Here is a 3,963-nt window from a genome sequence, read left to right on the forward strand (position 1 = left end):
GGCCAGCAGCAGCAGGCCGAAGAGCAAGGCGAGATAGTGATCACCCGACAGGCCGAACCACAGCTGGCGCTCGCCCTTGGGGTTGCCCCAGGTCAGCGCGAGGATGGCCAGCGTCTGGCCCAGCGGCTGGGCGGCTGCCAGGGCGCACAAGCCCAGGCCGAGGCGGCGCAGATGCTGGGCCGGCCGGCGCGCCAGCAACTCGCCCTGGGCGAAGCAGCCGAACAGCGACCACATCTGCCACAGCGCGAACAGGCTTGCCAGCGTGGGCAGCATGGAGGCTGCAAGGCCCCACAGCCGCGTGCCCATGTCGAGCTGTATGCGGCTGAGGTTCCAGGTGCGTGCTGCCACGTCAGCCACCCAATCGGCCTCGGCCCAGAAGATGAAGGGCAGGGTGCCGATGACCACGACGCCGAGCAGGCAGAGCAGCCGCACGACCCAGGCCAGGCGGCGGATGCGCCGTAAACCATCGGCAGAAAAGGAGTCGGGCATGGTGGCCTAGGGCAAACACGGAAAACTTACTGTAAAACAATAATTGCTTGCTGTGATGGAGTAAGTTTTACCTCCCCGAGAATGAAGGGATGAGCAAGAAGATCGCCCATGTCAGCGAAACCCCGGCAACCCAGGCGCTGAAGCGTGCCGGCGTCGCCTTCACCGAGCACGTCTACGACTACGTCGAGCACGGCGGCACGGCCGAGTCGTCCAAGCAGCTGGGCGTCGAGGAGCACGCCGTCGTGAAGACCCTGGTCATGCAGGACGAGAAGGCCGAGCCGCTGATCGTGCTGATGCACGGCGACCGCACGGTCAGCCTGAAGGAGCTGGCACGGCAGATCCCTTGCAAGAAGGTCGAGCCCTGCAAGCCCGAAGTGGCGCAGCGCCACAGCGGCTACCAGGTCGGCGGCACCTCGCCGTTCGGCGTGCGCAAGGCCATGCCGGTGTTTGTCGAGGCTTCGATCCTGGTGTTGCCGAAGATCTGCATCAACGGCGGCCGGCGCGGCTACCTCGTCGGCATCGAGCCAAAGGTCCTGACCGAGCTGCTGGATGCGCGGCCGGTGACCTGCGCGAACTGAACCGGCGCGGGCGCGCGGCTTGCCCGGCAGGCGGCCATGTGGGCCACCGTCCTCCAGACCCTGCAGTCCGAGTTCTCTGATGCGCCCGATGTGGAGCAGGTCACCCGCCTCACGACGCGGCTGCTGCTCGCGGCGCTGCTGGGTGGTGTGCTCGGTTATGAGCGCGAGCAAAAGGGCAAGGCGGCCGGCATTCGGACGCACATGCTGGTGGCCATGGGCGCTGCCTTGTTCGTGCTGGTGCCGCAGCTCGGCGGCATGGCCGTGGCCGACATGAGCCGGGTCATCCAGGGCATCGTCACCGGCATCGGCTTTCTTGGCGCCGGGGCCATCATCAAGCACCGCACCGAGGAAGACACGCAGGGCCTGACGACGGCGGCCGGCATCTGGATGACGGCAGCCATCGGCGTGGCCTGCGGCCTCGGCCGAGAGACGACGGCGCTGATCAGCGCACTGCTGGCCCTGGCGGTTCTTGCGATATTGCCGCGGCTTGTCGGCCGGGGCAGGCGCTGAGCATTCGCGGCCTCGTCCTACGGGATGCCTGGCAGGCGCTCGCGAAACTGCCCTCGATGTCGACGCGAAGCTCCGCCATGAACGGTCGCGAAACGCTGGACCTGGCGTACTCCCAGCTGGAGGCGCTGCTGCCCAGGCGCGCCGCGCGCTGCCTGGCCTGGTTGCGCAGCCCCCGGGGGGCATGGGTGCGCATCCCGGCTGGCCTGCTGTGCATCGCCGCGTCGGTGTTCTGGTTTCTGCCCATCATCGGCATCGAATGGTTGCCGCTGGGCTTGCTGTTGCTGGCGGAGGACCTGCCGTTCCTGCGCAAGCCGGTGGGGCGCTTCATCCTGTTCCTGCTGGAGCAGGGGCGGCGGCTGCAGGTCTGGTGGCGGGCCCGGCAGCATTGACACGGCCGGGCTGCACGACAATGCCGCCCCATGCAAACCGTCCTCCCTCTGCTGGCCGCCCTCGTTGGCTACCTTGTCGGCTCGCTGTCCTTTGCCGTCATCGTCAGCCGCGCCATGGGCCTGTCGGACCCGCGCTCCTATGGCTCGGGCAACCCTGGCGCCACCAACGTGCTGCGCTCGGGCAACAAGGCCGCGGCCATCCTGACGCTGGTGTTCGATGCGCTCAAGGGTTATCTCCCCGTGCTGGCCGTGCTGATCTGGGGCCCCAGGTACGGCCTTGGCGAGGGCACGGCGGCGCTGGTGGGCCTGACGGCCTTCCTTGGCCATCTGTGGCCGGTGTTCTTCAGGTTCCAGGGCGGCAAGGGTGTGGCCACGGCGGCCGGCGTCATCTTCGGGCTCAACCCCCTGCTAGGGGTTGCGACGCTGGCGACCTGGCTCATCATTGCCTGGTTCAGCCGCTATTCGTCCCTGGCCGCCATCGTGTCGGCCGCCTTCGCGCCGATGTATCAGTTGCTCATTTGGGAAGCCGGCCCGGCCGCGCTGGCCCTGATCATCATGGGCTTGCTGCTGGTGTGGCGCCACTCGGCCAACATCAAGAAATTGCTGGCCGGCACCGAGAGCAAGCTCGGGCACAAGGCAGAGAAAGCTGCGCCGGCATCGCATCCCGTCAAATCCACCAAGCACCGGAAGAAAGCATGACCGCCTCCACCCCCGTTGAACGTTTCGACATCGGCGCCCGCCTGTCGGAGATGGCCGTGTACAACGGCGTCGCCTATCTGGCCGGCCAGGTGCCCGAGGACGCCAGCGCCGACGCCACCGGCCAGACGGCCCAGGTGCTGGCCGCCATCGACAAGCTGCTGGAGCGCGCTGGCACCGACAAGAGCCGCATCCTGCGCGCCCAGATCTACCTGGCTGACCGCGCCGACTTCCCCGGCATGAACGCCGCCTGGGACGCCTGGGTGTCGGCCGGCCACACGCCGCCGCGCGCCACCGTCATCGCCGGCCTGGCGCGGCCAGAGTGGAAGGTGGAGATCGTCATCACGGCGGCGGTCTGAAGGGCTACGCCGGTGCGCCCTGTGCGCGCCGGCGCCAGAACTCCGCGTCGATCAGCTGCTCCGCCCCGGTGCGTGCGTTGATCAGCCAGAACTGACGCCCGTCGGCGCTGATGCGCGCCACCTCGCCCACCTGCCGCCCGGCGGCCACGCGCCGCCCCAGCGCATTGGCGGGAAAGCCCGGCTCGCGCGCCAGTTCCTGCAGAGGCAGGGCGTCCCGGGTGTCGCCGGCCAGGCGCAGCCGCTGCACCAGCGGCGCCAGCAGCGGGCTGGCCGCATCGGCGGGCGACACGAACAGCACCAGCTTGGCCTGCGCCCGGCTCAGCGCGACGTTGAGCAGGCGCTGTGCCTCGTCGCCGTGCAGGAAGGGCTGGGCGCCATCCGCGGGGTCGAACAGCACCACCGGCGCCTCGCTGCCCTGGGCGCGGTGCACGGTGCTGACCCGCAGCGCCTCCGGCAGGCCGCGCGCACGCAGCCGCTGGCGGATCAGCGCCCGCTGCGCACGGAACGGCGTCAGCACGATCAGCTCCTCGGCCTGCCATGAGCCGCTGGCCAGCGCACGCTCCACCAACTCGGCAATGGCTTCGGCCGATTCGCGCCGCACCGGCCCGCGCTCCGCGGCCGACCAGCCGCCATCCGTCTTCAGGTGGTGGACATGCACATGCACGTTGGCGCCGATGTCGCCCAAACTGCGTTGGCGAGCAGCCTGCCAGTGGGCCGAAGCCTCGGCGTCTGCTGCCACGCGCAGTGCGCCGTCGTAGAACAGCTGGCTGACCAGCTCGCCGATCGGCGGCGCCATGCGCGACTGTTCGTCCAGCAGCGCGACGGACGGCCCGCGCGGCATCTCCGTAAACGCCGAGCGGCCCAGCCAGCGCCGGGCCAGGCGGTCGTCGCTGCGCAGCACGGGCGACAGCTGCTGGGGGTCACCCGCAAACAGCCGGGCGC

The 3,963-nt window shown here is 69.5% G+C and carries 7 protein-coding genes; 5 read left to right on the forward strand and 2 right to left on the reverse strand.

Annotated features, from left to right (window positions below; all coding sequences use genetic code 11):
• The coding region (locus tag ACXJKR_RS26495) for a hypothetical protein (protein ID WP_457325354.1) at positions 1-489 on the reverse strand (489 nt) is incomplete at its 3' end.
• A gap of 89 nt (positions 490-578) precedes the next feature.
• On the opposite strand from ACXJKR_RS26495, the gene ybaK reads away from it, so the two are divergent.
• The 5 genes from ybaK (at position 579) to ACXJKR_RS26520 (ending at position 3,021) form a co-directional block, all read left to right on the forward strand.
• On the forward strand, positions 579-1,067 hold the full coding sequence (gene ybaK, locus ACXJKR_RS26500) for a Cys-tRNA(Pro) deacylase (protein ID WP_457325355.1): 489 nt from the start codon (positions 579-581) through the stop codon (positions 1,065-1,067).
• 36 nt (positions 1,068-1,103) lie between these two features.
• Positions 1,104-1,577, forward strand: a complete 474-nt coding sequence (locus tag ACXJKR_RS26505; protein ID WP_457325356.1) for an MgtC/SapB family protein — start codon at positions 1,104-1,106, stop codon at positions 1,575-1,577.
• A gap of 77 nt (positions 1,578-1,654) precedes the next feature.
• Complete coding sequence (locus ACXJKR_RS26510) at positions 1,655-1,966, forward strand: hypothetical protein (protein WP_457325357.1); 312 nt, start codon at positions 1,655-1,657, stop codon at positions 1,964-1,966.
• A gap of 30 nt (positions 1,967-1,996) precedes the next feature.
• Positions 1,997-2,665 carry a glycerol-3-phosphate 1-O-acyltransferase PlsY gene (gene plsY, locus ACXJKR_RS26515; RefSeq protein ID WP_457325358.1) on the forward strand — a complete coding sequence of 223 codons (669 nt, stop codon included), beginning with the start codon at positions 1,997-1,999 and terminating at the stop codon, positions 2,663-2,665.
• Entirely contained in the window at positions 2,662-3,021 is a 360-nt protein-coding gene (locus ACXJKR_RS26520) for a RidA family protein (protein WP_056198641.1), read from the forward strand. Before plsY ends, ACXJKR_RS26520 begins: the two co-directional genes overlap by 4 nt.
• Positions 3,022-3,025: 4 nt before the next feature.
• On the opposite strand, the gene ACXJKR_RS26525 is transcribed toward ACXJKR_RS26520, so the two are convergent.
• Positions 3,026-3,963 (reverse strand): DEAD/DEAH box helicase family protein (locus ACXJKR_RS26525; RefSeq protein WP_457325359.1); only part of this gene is annotated, 938 nt, incomplete at its 5' end.

The organism is Roseateles sp. P5_E11 (assembly GCF_054049355.1).

Coding starts and splice junctions, on each gene's coding strand:
- ACXJKR_RS26520 (WP_056198641.1), top strand. CDS start 2,662: ATGACCGCCTCCACCCCCGTTGAACGTTTCGACATCGGCGCCCGCCTG.
- plsY (WP_457325358.1), top strand. CDS start 1,997: ATGCAAACCGTCCTCCCTCTGCTGGCCGCCCTCGTTGGCTACCTTGTC.
- ACXJKR_RS26510 (WP_457325357.1), top strand. CDS start 1,655: ATGAACGGTCGCGAAACGCTGGACCTGGCGTACTCCCAGCTGGAGGCG.
- ACXJKR_RS26505 (WP_457325356.1), top strand. CDS start 1,104: ATGTGGGCCACCGTCCTCCAGACCCTGCAGTCCGAGTTCTCTGATGCG.
- ybaK (WP_457325355.1), top strand. CDS start 579: ATGAGCAAGAAGATCGCCCATGTCAGCGAAACCCCGGCAACCCAGGCG.